Origin of the sequence: Ralstonia mojiangensis (assembly GCF_023955645.1) — a bacterium.
Taxonomy (GTDB): Bacteria; Pseudomonadota; Gammaproteobacteria; order Burkholderiales; family Burkholderiaceae; genus Ralstonia; species Ralstonia mojiangensis.
Window position 1 is genome coordinate 517,530 of sequence record NZ_JAMXHU010000003.1, and the last position, 16,789, is coordinate 534,318.

Sequence of the window (16,789 nt, forward strand, 5' to 3'; positions counted from 1 at the left end):
CTTTATTCCTTCATCAGCAGCTTAAGCTGGCCCGTAGCGGCCAGCGCCTTCACCGCGCCCGCCCCCATCGCCGTGCCGAGCTTGCGCGCTACACGCGAGGCGAAGTTTTCCTTGACGGTGTAGTCGACCACGTCCGGCGCCTTGATAACGCTACGCGCCACAAAGTCCGAGCTGCCGATCGCATCAGCCAGGCCAAGATCCACAGCCTTGGCGCCCGTCCAGAACAGGCCGGTGAACAGCGTCGGATCGTCCTTCAGACGGTTGCCGCGGCCCTGCTTCACCACATCGATGAATTGCTGGTGCACCTGATCGAGCATTTCCTGCGCATACTGTTTTTGCTGGGGCGACACGGGCGAGAACGGATCAAGCATCCCCTTGTTTGAGCCGGCCGTAAGCAGGCGGCGCTCGACGCCCACCTTGTCCATCAGCCCAGTAAAGCCGAAGCCGTCCATCAGCACGCCAATCGAGCCGACAATGCTGGCCTTGTCGACGTAAATCTTGTCTGCCGCGGCGGCCACGTAATAACCGCCTGACGCGCACATCTCTTCGACCACGACGTACAGCGGAATCTTCTTGTACTTGGCGCGAAGACGGCGGATTTCGTCGTTGATCATGCCCGCCTGCACCGGCGAGCCGCCCGGCGAATTGATCTTCAGGATCACACCGACGGTGTTGTCGTCCGCAAAGGCAGCCTGCAACGATGCGTTGATGTTCTCGGCGCTGGCGTTTGTGTTGGCCGCAATTTCACCATCGAGCGTGACAACCGCCGTGTGGCGGCCCGTACTAACGGTTTCGCCTTCCAAACTGGCGAACGCGTAAATAAGCACCCCGATCAGGCCCAGCGTCACGAAGCGGAAAAAGATGCGCCAGCGGCGCGCGGCGCGCTGCTCACGGACGGTTGCCATCAAGACTTTTTCCAGCACCTCACGCTCCCAGCCGCCGCTCTGCGCGGATGCTGCTGGCGCAGATGCCGAGGCCGGCCTGCCTGCGGCCGGGTTACGCAATTCAGCCTCAAGCGGATGATCAGCGTGCTGGGCGACTTCCAGCGCTTCTGGTTTGCCTGCACCTTCATTTGGGGCGTCGTCTGGCCCTTTCGGCGGAATCGAGTCGGTCATAGACAAGGAGAAAAACGGTCGAGAAGAAGAACTGCGCTGCTAGGCGGAGGGCGTTGGCTCCGGCGCGGACACGGGCACCCGAAATAGCGCATCCGGCTGCCACCAGACTGCGCCGTCGCGCTCCGCCACCTCAAGTTTGGACAAATGCGAGCCCCGGCACGGGCCGCCGACGCACCGGCCAGTATCTGGTTCGTAAATGGCGCCATGCGTTGCACACATCAAATACAGGCCCGAGCTTTCGAAAAACTGGCCTTCCTGCCAATCCATTTCCATCGGCACGTGCGCGCACTGGTTCAAATAACCATGGACGCCACCCGCGTAACGGACAACAAACGCGCTGACGAGCCGCCCCCGCACCTCCACCTGAAACCGGACCCCAAGGCCGCCATCTTCCAGCGCAGTGCTTTCGCACACACGGATCTGTTCCGCCATATCAGGCATGTTGCGTCAGCCAATTGTGTAAATCGGGAACCGACTTGGCGCTATACAGCGGCGTAAGCGAATCCAACACATCGGCAGGATGCGCGCCGTATGTGACGGCTACGCCAGCGGCGCCCGCATTGGCCGCCATCTGCAAATCGTGAGTCGTGTCGCCAATCATCACCGTGCGTTCGACCTCCATGCCGAGATCGCGCGTGAGTTCGAGCAGCATCGCGGGGTGCGGCTTTGAGAACGTCTCATCGGCGCAGCGTGTGTTGTCGAAGACGCCCGTCAGATTCGTCGCTTCCATCGCACGTTGCAGACCAACGCGGGACTTGCCCGTCGCCACAGCCAGCAGATAGTTCTCGCGGCGCAGAGCCTCCAGCATTTCACGCACGCCGGGAAACAGCACAAGGTGGGCGTCGCGGCTGAGGTAATGGAAGCGATATCGATCAGCCAGCTTGCCGTAATCGGCAGGATCGAGCGTCGGGACGGCGTATTCAAGGGCATCCCGCAGGCCCAGACCGATCACATGGCTCGCCCGTGTATCGTCCGGGACCGGGAGGTCAAGATCCCGGCATGCAAGCTGGATCGAGCGGGTGATGGCCGACGTCGAATCCATCAACGTGCCATCCCAGTCGAAGACGATCAGGTCAAAACGCTGCTGCGGCATCAGAATCGGGGCCCTTGAAAGCGTTGAGGAAATCGGCACACTCGGCCGGCAACGGCGCATTGAACGTGACGGTTTCTCCGCTTTGCGGATGCGTCAGCTGCAGGCGATGCGCGTGCAAGAACATCCGCGCCAGTCGCGGCGAAGCATTCGCACGTGACAGCGCCTTGTTCAGGGCGAAATCGCCGTACTTGTCGTCGCCCAGAATAGGGAAACCGGCGTGCGCAAGATGCACACGAATCTGGTGCGTACGCCCGGTCTTAAGCTCGGCCTCCAGCAACGTATAGGGACCAAACACCCTTACTTTGTTGAAGATCGTGTGCGATGCCTGCCCGTCGGCCTGCACACGCACCCGGCGTTCGCCTTCGGGCGTGGTGTATTTGTGCAGGGGCGACTTGATGTGTTGACGCTTGTGCGGCCAGACGCCCTTCACAGCCGCAAAGTACCGCTTGTCCAACTGTCCTTCACGGATCTGCTCATGCAGTGCTACCAGCGCAGAGCGTTTTTTGGCGAGCAGCAGAACCCCCGACGTTTCGCGGTCGAGGCGGTGCACCAACTCCAGAAACTTCGCGTCCGGGCGAGATTGGCGCAATTGTTCGATCACCCCGAACGCCACCCCGGAGCCACCGTGCACGGCCACCCCTGCGGGCTTATCGATCACCAACAAGTGCGTATCTTCGTGAAGGATCGTGAATTCTGCCGCAGGAACTACACGCGGCGCTTCGGCCTGCTGGGCGATTCGGAGGGGAGGAATACGGACGAGATCGCCAAGTTTCAGGCGATATTCCGCGTCAATGCGACCCTTGTTAACACGCACCTCACCAGAACGCAGGATGCGGTAGATATGGCTTTTCGGCACGCCCTTGGCCACGCGCATCAAGAAGTTGTCGATGCGCTGACCTTCAGCGTCCTCGCCGATTTCAACATAGGCGACCGACTTGCCGTCGAGTGCATCGCCGAGTGTGCCACGTCCGGCCTGTTGAATGCGGCCATCAAATGGATGGCGTAACTCATTCATTTTCAATATAATTTTCTCGCTGGACAGTCGTTTAGGCGCCAGCAACAGCCGGTCGGAACGAAACAACAGGTATTGTACACAGCCACCGTTTCGGTCCGGAACGCGCCGATCTCTCGCCCACTTGTGTTACAAAGCTAATCACGTGGCCGACTAATCGGCACGAAAGCAGCACGCACCGCTGTCCCACCGCGCAGGACGTGAACCAAAGATCACGTCGGCAACGTCGGCCAGCGTAGAACGAGCAGCTGGTAGAACAGAATTCAAAGGCGGGCGCCACATGGTCATCCATACGGCGCCCGCTTGGTGAAAGAAGCCCTTGCCGCACCAGATTGGTGCCGGCCGGCTGAACATCCGGTTACCGCGTTGCCATGGCGGTCCGGCGGCAAAACTCCAAAAAGCAGCACGCCGCCCGATTCGCCCCGCCGCGGGTTTCGTCCGGACAGGCCGTCCGTCAATTCGCTCTTTGTGGTCGCTTCACGCGACTCGCCGCCGCCGGCCCGCCTGCAAATGCACCGGGCCCGTGGCACGAGTGACAGGACGCGCAACTGGACGCCAACCGCGTCCGCGGACTCCGCCCTGCCATCCGTGACGCCCTCATTTCTTTCACTCGTGCCCCGTCGCGCCTTTTTTGTTGGCCGACACCTCGGCAATTCGTTGACCACCCGCTCCGCCTTTGCGTGCTCCATGAAGCGCCGTGCTTGCACGGCATTGGAGTGAGGTTGCAATGAAACGCATGTTGTTCAATGCGACGCAGCAAGAAGAACTGCGCGTCGCCATTGTCGATGGTCAGAAACTGATCGATATCGACATCGAAACCGCCGGGCGCGAACAGCGCAAAGGCAATATCTACAAGGGTGTCATCACCCGCATCGAACCGTCGCTGGAAGCGTGCTTCGTCAACTACGGCGAAGAGCGGCACGGTTTTCTCCCCTTCAAGGAAGTCGCCCGCGCCTATTTCAAGGACGGTGTGGACGTGCGCGGCGCGCGCATCCAGGACGCCCTGTCTGAAGGCCAAGAGCTGATTGTCCAGGTTGAAAAGGAAGAGCGCGGCAACAAGGGCGCAGCCCTGACCACGTTCATTTCGCTGGCCGGTCGCTATCTGGTGCTGATGCCGAACAACCCGCGTGGCGGTGGCGTGTCGCGCCGCATCGAGGGCGAAGACCGCCAGGAACTGCGCGAGACGATGGCGCAACTGCAAGTGCCGGACGGCATGAGCATCATCGCCCGCACCGCCGGTATCGGCCGCTCGGCTGAAGAGCTGCAGTGGGACCTGAATTACCTGATGCAGCTGTGGAAGGCTGTTGATGGCGCCGCCGTCGACAACAAGGCCCCGCTGCTGATCTATCTCGAATCCAGCCTGGTCATCCGCGCGATTCGCGATTACTTCCAGCCGGATATCGGCGAAATCCTGATCGATACGGACGATATCTACGATCAGGCCCGCGCTTTCATGAGCGTGGTGATGCCCGACAACATGAATCGGGTGAAGAAATACCGCGACGACGTTCCCCTGTTCTCGCGCTTCCAGATCGAACACCAGATTGAATCGGCGTACTCGCGCATGGTCATGCTGCCCTCGGGCGGCGCCATTGTGATCGACCACACCGAGGCGCTGGTCGCCATCGACGTGAACTCGGCACGCGCCACCAAGGGCGCCGACATCGAGGAAACCGCCGCGCGCACCAACCTTGAAGCTGCCGACGAAATCGCTCGCCAGCTCCGCCTGCGTGACCTCGGTGGCCTGATCGTGATCGACTTCATCGACATGGAGTCGAGCAAGGCCCAGAAGGACGTCGAAACCCGCCTGAAAGACGCGCTGCGCCATGACCGCGCCCGCGTGCAGATGGGCAAGATCAGCCGTTTCGGCCTGATGGAACTGTCGCGTCAGCGCCTGCGTCCGTCGCTGTCGGAAGGCTCGCACGTCACTTGCCCGCGCTGTAACGGCACGGGCCATATTCGCGATACCGAATCCTCTGCCCTGCAGGTGCTGCGCATCATCCAGGAAGAGGCGATGAAGGAAAACACCGCCGCGATCCACTGCCAGGTGCCGGTGGAAGTGGCTGCGTTCCTGCTCAACGAGAAGCGCCCGGACATCAACCTGATCGAGACGCGCTTCAAGGTCAACGTGCTGCTGATCCCGAACAAGCATCTGGAGACGCCGCACTACAAGCTGGAGCGCTTGCGCCACGACGATCCGCGCCTGGACGACGACAAGGCCAGCTACAAGATGGCCGAAGAGGCCGCCAAGGAACTGGAAGCCGACACCGCCTACAGCACCCGCAAGGAAGCTGCCAAGCCGCGCCAGGAAGCCGCCGTCAAGGGCATCACGCCGGACCAACCGGCACCCGTGTCGGTGCCGCGCGCTGAGCGTCCGGCTCGTACTGAAGCCGCTCCGGCACCGCAGGCGCCGGCTCCGGTGCCCGCCCAGGGTGGTTTTGTTTCGTGGCTGAAATCGCTGTTTGGCGCCAAGCCGGCCGAGCCGGTGGTGGCAGCGCCCGTCGAAACGCCGAAGCAACGTGCTGAAGAAGGCAACCGCCAAGGCCGTGGCAATCGCCAGGACCGTGGTGGCCGTGGCCAGCGCGGCGAACGTGGTGAGCGCCAAGGTCAGGGCCAGAACGGCCGTGACGGCAACCGCCAGGGCCGTGAGCGCAACGAAGCCCGCGAAGGTCAGCAACAAGTCCAGCGTGAAGGTCAACGTGACGGTCAGCGCGGCAACCGCGATCGCAACCGTCAACCGGCCCAGGTCGAGGGCGGTGTTCGCGAGACGGCAGAAGCCCGTCAGCCGCAGCAAGGCCAGGAAGCGCGCGGCGACGGTCAGAACCAGGGCCAAGGCCGCCGCGAGCGTGGTCAAGAACGCCGCGAGCGCCAGCCGCGTGAAGCCCGCGAGGGTCGTGAACCACGCGAGCCGCGTGAAAACCGCGAGCCGCGCGAAAGCCGTGGCGAGCGCGACCAACAAGCCAAGGAAGCCGCAGCCGTGGCCACCGAAGCTCTGATCGACCAAACCGCCGCATCGCAAGTGCCGCAACCGCTGCTCGACACCGCTGCTCCGGCAGAAGGCGTCGTGGACGAAGGCGTGACTCCGGGCGCAGAAGGCAACGGTGAAGGTGAAGAGCGCCGCCGCCGTGGCCGCCGTGGCCGCAACCGCTATCGCCGCGACCGCGAGGGCGCGGAAGGCGTCCGTGCGGAAGGTGAAGGCGAAAACGAAGGCGCTGAAAGCGCAGACGAAGCCGTCGCCGAAATGCATGCCGAGCCGGTACTGCCCGCGACCGTGACGGAACCGGTGCAGACGACATCGTTCGCACCGGTTGAGAACCCGGCTCCCGTGGTACACGAACCGGTGCATGCGGAAGCCGTCGCACCTGTGTCGGCCCTGCCGCAAGTGCAGCCCACGGAACCCGCCCTTGCAACCGCTGCCGCCGCGGAAGCGCAGGCGCCTCAAGAGGCCATCGTGACGGCCTTTGCGGAAGTTCCGGCTCCGGTCAGCACGATCGCAAAGGCTTCTCCGTTGCCGATCGAGACGCTGCAGAGCGTGCTGGACAACGCCGGCATGACATGGGTCCACACTGACGGTCAGAAGCTGCGCGCCTCGCAGGAAGAAGCTGCGCGCACCGTTACGGCACCGCGCGTGCCGCGCGAGCGCAAGCCTCTGCCGCCGGTCCAGCACGGCCCGATGGTTTTGGTCGAAACCAACCGCCCGGCGGCTGGTGCAGACCAGCAGTAAGCAGCACACCGGCGGGTAACCGCCGGGACAAACACTTGAGGGCGGCTTCGGCCGCCCTTTTTCCTGTGCGCGATATATCGAGTATGAGACCCCACCGCTCGCGCGGAACGGGGGCTGCGCTACACTCGAAGTTGTATCGAGTGCAACAGTCCCGCTTTGCGGATTGACGCACCGCACCACACCATGACCGAAACCGTCATCCCCCTCTACGATCTGCGTGATGGGCAGCACCATCGCGCCACGGTACCCAATGTCCCCAATGTGCTCCTGCCCGCAGAGGGCACTCTGAAGGACACGCGCGGTCGCCGGCTGCACGATCTGCGCATCTCGGTGACGGACCGCTGCAACTTCCGCTGCGTCTACTGCATGCCGAAGGACGTGTTCGACAAGGATTACCGCTTCCTGCGGCATTCCGAGCTGCTCTCGTTCGAAGAGATCGAACGCATGGCCCGGTTGTTTATCGAGCACGGCGTCGAGAAGATCCGCCTGACCGGCGGCGAGCCGCTGCTGCGCAAAGACATCGAACGCCTGGTCGAAATGCTCGCGCGCCTCACCACAGCCGAAGGCAAGCCGCTGGACCTGACGCTCACCACAAACGGCGCCCTGCTCGCACGCAAGGCGCAGTCGCTTAAGGATGCTGGCCTCAGTCGCGTGACCGTCAGCCTTGACGGCATCGACGATGCGACTTTCCGCCGCATGAACGACGTCGATTTCGCGGTGAGCGAAGTGCTGCACGGCATTGAAGTGGCGCAGAAGGTCGGCCTGGCACCGATCAAGGTCAACATGGTCGTCAAGAAGGGTGACAATGACGACCAGATTGTGCCGATGGCGCGTCACTTCCGCGGCAGCGGCATCATCGTCCGCTTTATCGAATACATGGACGTGGGAACGACCAACCATTGGGAAATGCGTTCTGTCGTGCCCTCGGCGGAGGTCATCCAGCGTCTGTCTGCGGAGTTTGCGATTGAACCCGTGTCGGCCAACTACAGTGGCGAGACCGCCGAGCGCTGGCGCTATGTCGATGGCACAGGGGAAATCGGTGTGATTTCCAGCGTGACGCAGGCCTTCTGCCACGATTGCACGCGCGCCCGGCTGTCGACCGAAGGCAAGCTGTATCTCTGCCTGTTCGCCACAGAAGGTTTCGACCTGCGCGCGCTACTGCGCGGCGGCGCGACCGATCTCGAACTCTCCAATGCGATCCGCACGGTCTGGCAAGGCCGCGCCGACCGCTACTCCGAATTGCGTGCCAGCGGCGAGGCCCATCCGGCCGGCCGACGCATCGAAATGTCCTACATCGGCGGCTGAACCCGCCAGCGTTCAACAACATGATTCCGACATCCGACATTACCGGCCTGATCCTGGCCGGCGGCCGGGGCAGCCGCATGGGCGGCGTCGACAAGGGCCTGCAGACGTTTCGTGGCGCGCCGATGGCGATGCACACGCTGATGCGCCTGTCGCCGCAGGTCGGCCACATTCTGGTCAACGCCAATCGCAACCTCGCCGCGTACGAATCGTTTGGCGTGCCGGTGGTGGCGGATTCGGTGCCGGACTTTGCCGGCCCCTTGGCGGGCATCCTGGCCGGGCTGGAGCAATGCCAGACGCGCTATCTGCTGACCGCGCCTTGCGATTCGCCGTTCGTGCCGACCGACCTCGCCGCCAAGCTCTCACAGGCAATGGACGAGGCCAACGCGCGCATCGCCATGCCGGTGACGATGGAGCCGGATGCGCAAGGTCAACCGCGCAGGCAAGTGCAGCCGGTATTCTGTCTGATCGATGCGTTGCTGGCCGACGACCTGATCGCCTATTTGCAAGGCGGCGGCCGCAAGATCGAAACCTGGACCGCGCGCCACCCCACGGTGGACGTGCTGTTTGACGACAGCACCGCCTTCGCCAATATCAATACGCTGGAAGAGTTGCGCCAGCTGGCCGAGCGCCGCTAGAGCGCTGACGCCATCCGATCCCTCATCGACGTCATGACCACCCTCGCCTCTGTCGTTTCGTGCCTGTCCGATTACGATCCGAACGCCCTGCCCGTCGCGCAAGCGCAGGCCATCATGCGCGACTTCGTGCAGCCGGTAAGCGGCGTTGCCCGCGTGCCCATCCGCAGCGCGCTTGATCGCGTGCTGGCTGAAGACGTGCTGTCATCCATCGACGTGCCTGCGCACGACAACTCGGCCATGGACGGCTTTGCCTTTGCCAGCGCGGAACTTGCCGGAGATGCAGGCGAAGTCTCCTTGCGGGTGATCGGCACGGCGTACGCGGGTGTCGCTTTTGATGGTGCACCCAGCGCAGGCGAAGCCGTGCGCGTGATGACCGGTGCCGTCATGCCGGCGGGCTGCGATACGGTCATCCCGCAGGAATTCACGCAAGGCGATGCAGACACCGTCCGCTTTGCCCGCGATGCGGTGCGTGCCGGCGACAACCGTCGTCTGCGTGGTGAAGACCTCGCGCGAGGCAGCGCCGCGCTGTCCGCCGGCCGTACCCTGCGCCCCGCCGACATCGGCCTGCTCGCCTCGCTTGGCATCGCCGAAGTTTCTGTGCGCCGCAAGCTGCGCGTGGCGTTCTTCTCCACCGGCGACGAGCTACGCTCCATTGGTGAACCGCTCGACGCCGGCTGCGTGTACGACTCCAACCGCTACACGCTCCACGGCATGCTCTCGCGCCTGGGCGTGGAACTGCTCGACATGGGCGTCGTACGCGATGACCCGGCAGCGCTCGAAGCCGCGTTCCGCACCGCCGCCGAAAATGCCGATGCGATCATCACTTCGGGCGGGGTCTCCGTCGGCGAAGCGGACTTCACCAAACAGATGATGGCCAAACTCGGCGACGTGACGTTCTGGAAGATCGCCATGCGCCCGGGCCGGCCGATGGCGTTCGGGCGCATCGCGTCAAATGGCCGCAGCGCTTTCCTTTTTGGCTTGCCGGGCAATCCGGTGGCAGTGATGGTGACGTTCTATCACTTCGTGCGCGGCGCGCTGCTGCGCATGATGGGCGCCACCGACGCCGGCGCACCACTGGTGCCGGCCGTAAGCGCTACCCCGATCCGCAAGCGCCCCGGGCGCACGGAATATCAACGCGCAATCGCCGCCCTGAATGATCGCGGCCAGCTTGAAGTCCGCCTGACCGGCCAGCAAGGTTCGGGCGTCCTGCGTTCCATGAGTGAAGCAAATTGTTTCATCGTGCTCGCCCACGAACAAGGCCAGGTCAACGCCGGCGACGCCGTGCAGATACTGCTGTTCGACGGCCTCGTCTGAACGGCGTGGCGACAGCGGCTCTTGTGCCGGCTGCAACACTGCATGCTGTCGGTTTTTTGCGTCACCCGCGGGCTGCGGGTATCGGCGCATCGGTCGATTCGCTACACTCTGCGCCAGTTTGATTGTTTCGGATTTGAGCTTGAGCACTGCCATGATGACCAAGGAGATTGCGTATCTTCACCCGGCCCACACCGCACGCGCGCTGGTGCTGGTGTATCTCTGTTTCTCGCTGCCGGTCGTAGGGCTGTTCTTCTTCGTCGGCTTCGTCCGCTACGGTGAACTGCCGACGATCGTCGTGCTCAGCGGCCTGATCCTCAATGCCTTGGTTGGTTTTGGTGCACTGTGGCTGGCCTGCCATGCCTACAACTGGGTCGCCGAGCGCTTTGGCGGTATCGAGATCCTGTTGCGCGACGTGCCGGAAGAAGCCTGATCACTTCTGCGCGGTCCAAGAAGAAGGGGCGGAAATATCCGCCCCTTTTCTTTTGCTGATACCAACGTTCTATTCGGCCTCGGTTTCGTCGTCCTGGGGCACGGCAGTTTCCAGCCCCAGCACGCTCTGCGCGGAATCGCTCGGCAGCGCCTCCACCGCCTTGAGCTTGCGGCTCATCTGGCGTGTCCGCACCTCGGCCTGCTCGATGTTGCTGACGGCGCGCTCCAGCGTTTTCTTGGTCGCGGCCAGCACATCGCCAAATTTTCCGAACTCGCTCTTCACGGCTCCGAGCACTTGCCAGACTTCGCTGGAGCGCTTTTCCAGCGCCAGCGTTCGGAAGCCCATTTGCAGGCTATTGAGGATGGCCGTAAGCGTGGTCGGACCCGCCACCGTTACGCGGAACTTGCGCTGCAACTCGTCCGTCAGGCCCGGACGGCGCAGCACTTCAGCGTAGAGGCCCTCGGTCGGCAGGAAAAGGATGGCGAAGTCGGTCGTGGCCGGCGGCGCGATGTACTTCTCGTGGATGGTTTGCGCCTCTTTACGCACCGCGACTTCCAGCTCGCGGCTGGCGACAGCAGCGGCGTCGGCATCGGCACGTTCCTGTGCGTCGAGCAGGCGCTCGTATTGCTCTTTCGGGAACTTGGCGTCGATCGGCAGCCAGACCGTTGCATCGTGATCGGCATCGGTTTTGCCGGGCAGGCGTATGGCGAATTCCACGCGCGCGCCGGTGCCGTGCACGGTTTCGACGTTCTTGTCGTATTGCTCGGGCGTGAGCATCTGCTCCAGCAGCATCTCAAGCTGGACTTCGCCCCAGGTGCCGCGCGTCTTTACGTTCGTCAGCACCTTCTTCAGGTCGCCCACGCCCTGGGCTAGCGCCTGCATTTCGCCCAGGCCGCGATGCACCTGCTCCAGCCGGTCCGACACCAGCTTGAACGATTCGCCCAGCCGCTGCTCCAGCGTGGCGTGCAGCTTTTCGTCGACGGTGCGGCGCATCTCGTCGAGCTTGGTCGCGTTGTTCGCTTCGATGTCCTTGAGCTTCTGTTCCAGCGTGGCGCGCACCTCAGCCAGGCGGCGCTCGTTGCCCTCACCCAATTGGGAGAGCTGCTGCTGCATCGTCTCGCCAAAGCGGCGCAGCGCGTTGCCCTGCTCTTCGCGTGCCTGCTGGGCTTGCTGCTGCAGGTTTTGGCGCACGGCTTCGAGCTGCTGCGTGTTCGTCTCAGTCAGTTTGGTGAGCTGCTGCGCAAACGTGTCGATCTGGTTGTTCTGCAGCGTGGCAACGCTGGTGAGCTGTGTCGCCAGCACCTGCTGGAATTGCCCCAGTTGCTGGGTGACGTCGCTGCGGCCGATGCGGGCGGTTTCAGCAATTTCGCCGCGCAGTTCGCGCTCGATGCGTTCGTTGCCGCGCGTGAGTTCCCGCATGAGCGCATCTTGCAGCGCCGCGAGCATCGGCGACACATCGTTCTCCGCCGGGCGAGACACGCCACGCCAGATCAACACACAGAGCACAGCCACCACGGCTACGCCCAGCAACGTCAGTAAAGCCAGCCAGTCCATATCAGCGTTCGGTCAGGAGGAGACGCGCTGCGTGAGCGCGTCTGGGTTCAACAAGTTGGGCGGCTGCCCCGCGTGCGGGCCGAAGCCCAGTGCAGCAATCAGGTTATCGGCCGCCAGATTCGCCATGCCCAGGCGCGTGCCAACGGTGGCACTGGCAATGTGCGGCGTGAGCGCAACGTGCTCGGCCGCGAGCAACGCCGGATGCACCTTCGGCTCGCCCTCGTACACATCCAGGCCGGCCGCGAAGATGCGCTTGTCCGCCAGTGCCAGCGCCAACGCTGCGTCATCCACGATGCCGCCGCGCGCGAGGTTGACCAGCGTAGCCGTCGGCTTCATCTGTGCCAGTTCAGCGGCGCCAATGGCGTGGTGGCTTTCCTTGGAATACGGCAGCACCAGCACGAGATGATCTGCCTGCTTCAACAAATCCTCCTTGCTGACATACGTGGCGCGCGTGTCCTGTTCGAGTTCAGGCGAAAGCCGGCTGCGGTTGTGATAGATCACGCGCATCGAGAAGCCGCTTGCACGCCGCGCCAGCGCCTGGCCAATGCGGCCCATGCCAAGAATGCCCAGCGTGCTGCCATATACCTCGGCGCCGAGGAAGGCGTCGTAAGTCCAGCGCTTCCAATGCCCCTCGCGTAGCCAGCGTTCGGATTCGGACACACGGCGAGCGGCGGCCATCAGCAGAGCCCAGCCGAAGTCGGCGGTGGTCTCGGTCAGGATGTCGGGCGTGTTGGTAGCCAGGATGCCCGCGCGCGTCATCGCTGCGAGGTCAAAGTTGTTGTAGCCGACGGCCATGTTGCATACCGCGCGCAGCGTCGGCACGCGGCTGATCAGATCGGCGTTGATGGTGTCGGCGGCGTTGGACAGCAGGCCCACGCGACCCTGCAGACGCTCGGCCAGCGCTTCGGGCGGATAAACGACGTCCGCCTGGTTGTCGATCACGTCGAAGGTCTCGCGCAAGCGCTCAAGCACTTCGGGAAACATCGCGCGGGTGACAAGGATTCCGGGTTTCATACGTTCAGCACACGTTCGGTTAGCGGAAGAAGACGAAGGTCATCAGAACGAAAATCGGCACGAGAATGCAAACGGACCACAGCATGTAGCCAAAGAAGCTCGGCATCTGCAGGCCACGGCTTTCGGCGATGGCCTTGACCATCAGGTTGGGCGCGTTGCCAATGTAAGTGTTGGCGCCCATGAACACGGCTGCAGCGGAAATGGCGGCCAGTGTGGAGGCACCCTCGCTCATCAGCATGCGCGCGTCACCGCCTGCGGTGTTGAAGAACACCAGATACGTCGGCGCATTGTCGAGGAACGACGACAGCAACCCCGTCGCCCAGAAGTACATCGCGTTGTTCGGCTGGCCCGCGCTGTCATTGACGAGATGGACGATGCCTGCGAAAGGGCCGTCCACGCCGGCCTTGAGCATGGCGATCACCGGCCCGATCGTGATAAAGATGCCGGCGAAGAGCTTGGCGACTTCCAGAATGGGCTCCCAGTTGAACTCGTTGCCGGCGCGCGCGCTACGGGGCGTGAGCCACAGCGACAGCAGCGCGATGACGACAAGCCCGATGTCGCGCACTACGTTCTGCAGCAGCACCTCCGTGCCCATCACGTAGAAGACGATGCCGGGCTTCCACAGCCCGCTCATCAGCACGAGGCCGAGAATGCCTGCCAGCAGCACAAAGTTGACGTTGCCCTCGAAGCGTAGCGGGCCTGCATCATCCGGCGTGGCGTCGGTGATGTTGGGCAGCTCTTCCTTGCCCGTGTGATAGAGATAGCTATCAATGACGAAGAAGATCGCCAGCAGCAGCACCCACATTGTGAGCGTCTGCCGCCACAGATGTTGCGTGGTCCAGAAGAAATCAACGCCCTGCAGGAAGCCGAGGAATAGCGGCGGATCGCCCAGCGGCGTAAGCGCTCCGCCGGCGTTGGCTACCAGAAAGATGAAGAACACGACGACGTGTGCGCGATGCCGGCGCGCTTCGTTGGCGCGCAGCAATGGCCGGATCAGCAGCATGGCTGCGCCGGTCGTGCCCATGATGCTGGCCAGAGCCGTGCCAAGTGCGATCAAGCCGGTATTGAGCTTTGGGGTGCCGTGCAGGTTGCCGCGAATGCAGATGCCGCCTGCGACAACGTACAAAGCGGCGATCAGCGCGATGAAGGGAATGTACTCAGCAAGGGCGGCGTGATTGACGGAAGCGATGGCCGCGTCAGAACCGAACACGATCCCGAACGGCACCAGAAGCGCCAACGCCCACGCCGCCGCGATCTTGCCGTAATGGTCGTGCCATAGCTTGGGCACGACGAGCGGCGCAATTGCAATCGAGAGCAGGATGCCCGCAAACGGCACACCCCATAACAGGTGCAACTCAGCACCGCTTACATCAGCGGCGCGCGCCAGGCCACAGACAAACAGGAAGACAAGGGGCCAGAGGCGTTTCACGTAGGCGTTCTCCTAACCGCGAGCGCACACCGCAAACGCAGCTGCGCCACACAAACAAAGACGCCAGTGTAAACGCCCGAGGTCTATCGACCCTAAACATCCACAGAGGTTTGATGGGGCAAGGCGCCCCCGAACGTTGCCTCAGGCAGCCGTCACCACGATCACGTGTACGCGATACGGCCCATGTGCGCCGAGCACGATGGTTTGCTCGATATCGCCCGTGCGCGAAGGCCCGCTGATGACGTTGGTGGCGCGCGGCAGCTCGCCCCGCTCCGCACGCATCAGCGTATAGGCGTCTTCCAGATTGGCGACGATGCGCGACTGCGGCACCACGGCGATATGCGTCTCGGGCAGCAGCGCCGTGGAGGCGACATTCTCCGGCCCCGACAGCAGCATCAGCGAGCCCGTCTCGGCAATCGCACAGAAGCAACCCGTAATGCCGACGAGATCGCCGTGTTCCTGATCGGCTTGCGCTTCACGGACAGGCGGACGGAATTGGATATCGATGCCGGCGGCCGTCCAGTCGAGGGATTGCAACGTCGTCCAGGCCACCGCCTGCGGCTTAAGGCTAAGGCCGGCCAAGTAGCGGGCCACAGCGCCCGGCACGTCGGATAGCGCGTCCACCGTATCCAGCGTGGAAGCCATCTTCAGAGCCTGCTCGGCGAAATACGCGGCGAGATCCTCGGGCACTGGCGGACGCGGGCCGGCGGGATGCCGCGCGAGGTAATCCGCCACGGCGTCGCGCTCACCCTGCGTCGGTTTCGCGGGACGATGCTGCGCATTGCGGATGCGCGCAAAGATGGCATCGCGTGCACGGCTGGTGTCGAGCGGGTCGACGGGGGTGTCCGGTTGTGATTCCATGGCGGCTCCGAAAGATCGGTCGATTATACGAGCCGCTTTGGGCGCGATCGGCCAACGCCGTTGAAACTTATTCGGCGCTGGCGTGAGCCTTATTGCACGCCGAACACTTGCTTCAGATACGTGAGGTAGGCCGGATCGTCGCACATGGTCTTCTCCGGTGCATCCGACAGTTTGGCCACCGGCTGGCCGTTGCAGCGGACCATCTTGATGACGATCTGAAGCGGCGTATAGCCCAGGTCGTTGGTCAGGTTGGTTCCCACGCCAAAGGCCAGCTTGCAGCGGCCGTGGAAACGCTCATACAGACCGATGACCTTGGGCATGTCGAGACTGTCGGAGAAGATCAGCGCCTTGGACTTCGGCTCGGCGCGCATGTCCTCGTAATGCTTGAGCATGCGCTCGCCCCACTCGAACGGGTCGCCAGAATCGTGTCGAACGCCATCGAAGAGCTTGCAGAAAAACATGTCGAAGTCGCGCAGGAAGGCGTCGAAGCCGTAGGTATCCGACAGTGCGATACCGAGATCGCCGCGATATTCCTTGGCCCAGGTTTCCAGCGCAAAGGTCTGGGAATCGCGCAGGCGCGGACCGAGTGCCTGACAGGCTTGCAGGTACTCGTGCGCCATGGTGCCAAGCGGCGTCATGCCGTGCTTCATGGCGAAGTAGACGTTGCTGGTGCCCGCGTACTGGGCGCCGAGCTGCGCACACGTCTCCAGCAGCACATGCTCGTGCCAGGTGTGCGAGAAGCGGCGGCGGGTGCCGTAATCGGCAATGCGGCAGTCTTCAAGGCCGGGGCGCTTCAGCGACGCCAGCTTGTCGGTCAGGCGGCGTTTGCCCTCCTCCCACTGCGGGTGCGTCTGCGTCCGGCTGAAGAACACCTCGTTGACGATGGCCAGCACCGGCACCTCGAACATGATCGTGTGCAGCCACGGCCCCGCGATGACGATCTCGATCTGCCCATCGTTGCTGGGCGCCTGACGCACGTCGATGTACTTCTCGTTGAGATGGAACAGGCCGAGAAAATCGACGAAATCGCTCTTGATGAAGCGCATCCCGCGCAGGTAATCGAGCTCCGCATCGGTAAAGCGCAGGGTGCAGAGATGGCGGATTTCCGCGCGAATCTCGTCAATGAACGGCACCAGATCGACGCCCGCGTTGCGGCACTTGAACCGGTATTCGACGTGCGCGCCAGGAAAGTGATGCAGCACCACCTGCATCATCGTGAATTTGTACAGATCGGTATCGAGCAGCGAGCGGATGATCATCGGACGGCGCCAAAAGCCATATGAACTGGCCGTCATGCTAACCG

The 16,789-nt window shown here is 63.1% G+C and carries 14 protein-coding genes; 5 read left to right on the forward strand and 9 right to left on the reverse strand.

What is annotated here, in order from left to right; all coding sequences use genetic code 11:
* Nucleotides 1–2: 2 nt before the first annotated feature.
* Genes NG898_RS14605 through NG898_RS14620 form a run of 4 tightly spaced genes read right to left on the reverse strand, consistent with a single transcriptional unit; the run spans nucleotide 3 to nucleotide 3,223 of the window.
* The gene (locus tag NG898_RS14605) at nucleotides 3–1,115 is read right to left on the reverse strand and encodes a S49 family peptidase (RefSeq protein ID WP_252693448.1); all 1,113 of its coding nucleotides are present in this window, start codon (nucleotides 1,113–1,115) and stop codon (nucleotides 3–5) included.
* A 39-nt stretch (nucleotides 1,116–1,154) separates the two neighbouring features.
* Complete coding sequence (locus tag NG898_RS14610) at nucleotides 1,155–1,556, reverse strand: Rieske (2Fe-2S) protein (protein ID WP_252692986.1); 402 nt, start codon at nucleotides 1,554–1,556, stop codon at nucleotides 1,155–1,157.
* On the reverse strand, nucleotides 1,549–2,208 hold the full coding sequence (locus tag NG898_RS14615) for an HAD-IA family hydrolase (protein WP_045204403.1): 660 nt from the start codon (nucleotides 2,206–2,208) through the stop codon (nucleotides 1,549–1,551). The genes NG898_RS14610 and NG898_RS14615 overlap by 8 nt, the downstream gene beginning before the upstream one ends.
* Complete coding sequence (locus NG898_RS14620; protein ID WP_252693449.1) at nucleotides 2,189–3,223, reverse strand: RluA family pseudouridine synthase; 1,035 nt, start codon at nucleotides 3,221–3,223, stop codon at nucleotides 2,189–2,191. The genes NG898_RS14615 and NG898_RS14620 overlap by 20 nt, the downstream gene beginning before the upstream one ends.
* 724 nt (nucleotides 3,224–3,947) lie before the next feature.
* On the opposite strand from NG898_RS14620, the gene NG898_RS14625 reads away from it, so the two are divergent.
* The 5 genes from NG898_RS14625 (at nucleotide 3,948) to NG898_RS14645 (ending at nucleotide 10,628) form a co-directional block, all read left to right on the forward strand.
* Nucleotides 3,948–6,944 (forward strand): Rne/Rng family ribonuclease, encoded by a 2,997-nt coding sequence (locus NG898_RS14625; RefSeq protein WP_252692988.1) that lies wholly within the window; start codon nucleotides 3,948–3,950, stop codon nucleotides 6,942–6,944.
* 183 nt (nucleotides 6,945–7,127) lie between these two features.
* Nucleotides 7,128–8,249 (forward strand): GTP 3',8-cyclase MoaA, encoded by a 1,122-nt coding sequence (moaA, locus tag NG898_RS14630; RefSeq protein WP_252692990.1) that lies wholly within the window; start codon nucleotides 7,128–7,130, stop codon nucleotides 8,247–8,249.
* 20 nt (nucleotides 8,250–8,269) lie between these two features.
* A complete protein-coding gene (gene mobA / locus NG898_RS14635) occupies nucleotides 8,270–8,884 on the forward strand; it encodes a molybdenum cofactor guanylyltransferase MobA (RefSeq protein WP_252692992.1) in 615 nt (204 codons plus the stop codon).
* A gap of 33 nt (nucleotides 8,885–8,917) precedes the next feature.
* On the forward strand, nucleotides 8,918–10,198 hold the full coding sequence (gene moeA, locus NG898_RS14640; protein ID WP_252692994.1) for a molybdopterin molybdotransferase MoeA: 1,281 nt from the start codon (nucleotides 8,918–8,920) through the stop codon (nucleotides 10,196–10,198).
* 151 nt (nucleotides 10,199–10,349) lie between these two features.
* Complete coding sequence (locus NG898_RS14645) at nucleotides 10,350–10,628, forward strand: hypothetical protein (RefSeq protein ID WP_004635681.1); 279 nt, start codon at nucleotides 10,350–10,352, stop codon at nucleotides 10,626–10,628.
* Nucleotides 10,629–10,697: 69 nt separating this feature from the next.
* Here the strand turns inward: NG898_RS14645 and NG898_RS14650 are convergent, their stop codons facing one another.
* The 5 genes from NG898_RS14650 to pncB form a co-directional block, all read right to left on the reverse strand.
* Nucleotides 10,698–12,182 carry a DNA recombination protein RmuC gene (locus NG898_RS14650; RefSeq protein ID WP_252692995.1) on the reverse strand — a complete coding sequence of 495 codons (1,485 nt, stop codon included), beginning with the start codon at nucleotides 12,180–12,182 and terminating at the stop codon, nucleotides 10,698–10,700.
* Nucleotides 12,183–12,194: 12 nt separating this feature from the next.
* Nucleotides 12,195–13,196 (reverse strand): 2-hydroxyacid dehydrogenase, encoded by a 1,002-nt coding sequence (locus NG898_RS14655; protein WP_252692997.1) that lies wholly within the window; start codon nucleotides 13,194–13,196, stop codon nucleotides 12,195–12,197.
* A 19-nt stretch (nucleotides 13,197–13,215) separates the two neighbouring features.
* On the reverse strand, nucleotides 13,216–14,625 hold the full coding sequence (locus tag NG898_RS14660; RefSeq protein ID WP_252693000.1) for a sodium:proton antiporter: 1,410 nt from the start codon (nucleotides 14,623–14,625) through the stop codon (nucleotides 13,216–13,218).
* Nucleotides 14,626–14,766: 141 nt separating this feature from the next.
* Nucleotides 14,767–15,486: a LutC/YkgG family protein gene (locus NG898_RS14665; protein WP_252693001.1), complete on the reverse strand. Its 720-nt coding sequence runs from the start codon at nucleotides 15,484–15,486 to the stop codon at nucleotides 14,767–14,769.
* 89 nt (nucleotides 15,487–15,575) lie between these two features.
* Nucleotides 15,576–16,745 (reverse strand): nicotinate phosphoribosyltransferase, encoded by a 1,170-nt coding sequence (gene pncB / locus NG898_RS14670; protein ID WP_092971594.1) that lies wholly within the window; start codon nucleotides 16,743–16,745, stop codon nucleotides 15,576–15,578.
* Between the last annotated feature and the right edge of the window lie 44 nt (nucleotides 16,746–16,789).

What these genes read in the sequence shown, in the direction of transcription:
- NG898_RS14605 (WP_252693448.1), bottom strand. Translation starts at nt 1,115, where the DNA reads ATGACCGACTCGATTCCGCCGAAAGGGCCAGACGACGCCCCAAATGAA.
- NG898_RS14610 (WP_252692986.1), bottom strand. Translation starts at nt 1,556, where the DNA reads ATGCCTGATATGGCGGAACAGATCCGTGTGTGCGAAAGCACTGCGCTG.
- NG898_RS14615 (WP_045204403.1), bottom strand. Translation starts at nt 2,208, where the DNA reads ATGCCGCAGCAGCGTTTTGACCTGATCGTCTTCGACTGGGATGGCACG.
- NG898_RS14620 (WP_252693449.1), bottom strand. Translation starts at nt 3,223, where the DNA reads ATGAATGAGTTACGCCATCCATTTGATGGCCGCATTCAACAGGCCGGA.
- NG898_RS14625 (WP_252692988.1), top strand. Translation starts at nt 3,948, where the DNA reads ATGAAACGCATGTTGTTCAATGCGACGCAGCAAGAAGAACTGCGCGTC.
- moaA (WP_252692990.1), top strand. Translation starts at nt 7,128, where the DNA reads ATGACCGAAACCGTCATCCCCCTCTACGATCTGCGTGATGGGCAGCAC.
- mobA (WP_252692992.1), top strand. Translation starts at nt 8,270, where the DNA reads ATGATTCCGACATCCGACATTACCGGCCTGATCCTGGCCGGCGGCCGG.
- moeA (WP_252692994.1), top strand. Translation starts at nt 8,918, where the DNA reads ATGACCACCCTCGCCTCTGTCGTTTCGTGCCTGTCCGATTACGATCCG.
- NG898_RS14645 (WP_004635681.1), top strand. Translation starts at nt 10,350, where the DNA reads ATGATGACCAAGGAGATTGCGTATCTTCACCCGGCCCACACCGCACGC.
- NG898_RS14650 (WP_252692995.1), bottom strand. Translation starts at nt 12,182, where the DNA reads ATGGACTGGCTGGCTTTACTGACGTTGCTGGGCGTAGCCGTGGTGGCT.
- NG898_RS14655 (WP_252692997.1), bottom strand. Translation starts at nt 13,196, where the DNA reads ATGAAACCCGGAATCCTTGTCACCCGCGCGATGTTTCCCGAAGTGCTT.
- NG898_RS14665 (WP_252693001.1), bottom strand. Translation starts at nt 15,486, where the DNA reads ATGGAATCACAACCGGACACCCCCGTCGACCCGCTCGACACCAGCCGT.
- pncB (WP_092971594.1), bottom strand. Translation starts at nt 16,745, where the DNA reads ATGATCATCCGCTCGCTGCTCGATACCGATCTGTACAAATTCACGATG.